Here is a 1834-nt window from a genome sequence, read left to right on the forward strand (position 1 = left end):
GGCTTGCCGGCAGCAACCAGACTCTGAAGAATGTCCCTGCCCCGCCCGTCGGGTTTCTTCATTTAGTCGCCCTCCCCCAGGCCTGATGGACCAATTTCTCAATGTCGCCATTGACGGCGTCCATCGATTCAAGCGCCCGGTCGTAGGTCTGGCGATTCATGGATTCACGAGGGGCTTCATAGACCGTCTGTTTGGACAGGCCGGCGTCCGAAATGGCAGTCGATTTGACCATCATCGGCGTCAGCACGCGCTCACCGAAGAGATTGCGCAAGAAGGCCACAATCTGGTTCTGCGGGCCGTCGTTGGGTTCATGCCGGGTGACGAGATATCGCATCCAGTCATAATTGAGGTTGCCGCCGTTATCGCGCACGACCGCTAGCAATTGCGACGTCATGGCCAAAAACTGGTTCATCGAGGCGACATCGAGCATCTGCGGGTGAACGGTGATCAGGACAGCGGTTGCAGCGCATAGCGCCGACATGGTCAGAAAACCAAGCTGGGGCGGGCAGTCGATGACCACGACGTCGTAGTCGTCCGCAACACTTTGCAAGGCGCTCGCGACCCGCATGAAAAACAGGCCATCGTCGTCGTGCGTGCCGCTCGAGAGAACACGAGGCGTGTCATGCTCGAATTCGTGCAATTCAAGATTGCCGGGTACGAGGTCAAGGCCGGCAAAATAGGTTTTGCGGACGATCTCGGAGAGCGGCCGGCGCTGCTCGTCGTACCGGATGGCGCCATAGAGCGTCATGTTGTCAGCCACGTCGAATTCGGGCTGATAACCGAACAGGGCCGACATCGACGCCTGTGGGTCAAGATCGACTGCAAGAACACGATGTCCATGGAGGGCAAGATACTGCGCGAGGTGAGTCGCAGTGGTGGTCTTGCCGGAACCACCCTTGAAATTGGTGACAGCAATGACCTGAAGGTGTTCGCCGTCCTTACGCCATGGGACGTAGGAGGTCTTGCCTTTGGTAAGGTGCTGACGCAGGGCATGGACCTGCTCCAGGGAATAGCGCCGCCGTCCGGTAGGCGCCTTCTCAGGAATCGGGCCAGCTTCGTCTGTCGCTAGGTTCCGGATATAGCTTTCGGTGACGCCAATCAGCTTTGCGGTTTCTGCAGTAGAAAAAGTACGGAGCTCTTTTTGGGCTTCAGGCGGAAACAAGCGTTCCCTAAGGACCTGGAGCTGCGAGCCCAAAGCCTGAGAATCTTCCCAGATCGTTTCATCGAACGCTGGCCCGCCCTTGGGTCGCGAATTTGCAGCTACAACTGGTTTCATCGTGAAAGTCGCAAAATAGAGCCACTCTTGTTAATTTCCGCAAATTGACCCGAGTCCTGTGGGCCGGTCAAGTAATATTGGGTTAATGGATCCCTAACAGCCGGTAAGAGTGCGTCTATCATCATGAGTTCGTTGCACTTTTTGTAAATTGTCAGCTGACAATTCAATGACCTGACGCTTGGGTGCCTCCCTCGTAGCCGATACCAATAAACGCGACTCACCATTCAAGGCAGCTCCAACAGAAGCGCCGCGGGAGTCGCTCGCTTCATTTCGCCGCGGACCGTCCCAAGCTGGTCTTGACGATTAGGGGTTAGCGATAGCTAGACCATCCCTACTCTGCAGTGGCCAATGGCTTCCTGGTAAGCGCTGAAGACTCCTCCACCTGCCTGGAAAATCTGCCCGTAACCGCTAAGTGCAGCGACCGCCGACTCATTGGTTCGATCTAGGTATGCGTAATAGGACCACCCTGTCGCCTATCGGATTTGATAGGGTGCAGCGGGCCGCGTGCTGTGGTGCTTTGCGAACATGCACTCAACGCAAGGCAGGACGATGGAAGTC

1 protein-coding gene is annotated in these 1834 nt (G+C 56.4%); it reads right to left on the reverse strand.

Annotation, left to right across the window (positions count from 1 at the left end):
- Positions 1-58: 58 nt before the first annotated feature.
- A complete protein-coding gene (repA, locus tag WH91_RS19820) occupies positions 59-1276 on the reverse strand; it encodes a plasmid partitioning protein RepA (RefSeq protein WP_046172750.1) in 1218 nt (405 codons plus the stop codon).
- Positions 1277-1834: the final 558 nt, after the last annotated feature.

The sequence above is a fragment of the Devosia psychrophila genome (assembly GCF_000971275.1).
Taxonomy (GTDB): Bacteria; Pseudomonadota; Alphaproteobacteria; order Rhizobiales; family Devosiaceae; genus Devosia; species Devosia psychrophila.

Bases quoted from the DNA above. Each gene is read 5' to 3' on its own strand.
- repA (WP_046172750.1), bottom strand. From the start codon at position 1,276: ATGAAACCAGTTGTAGCTGCAAATTCGCGACCCAAGGGCGGGCCAGCG.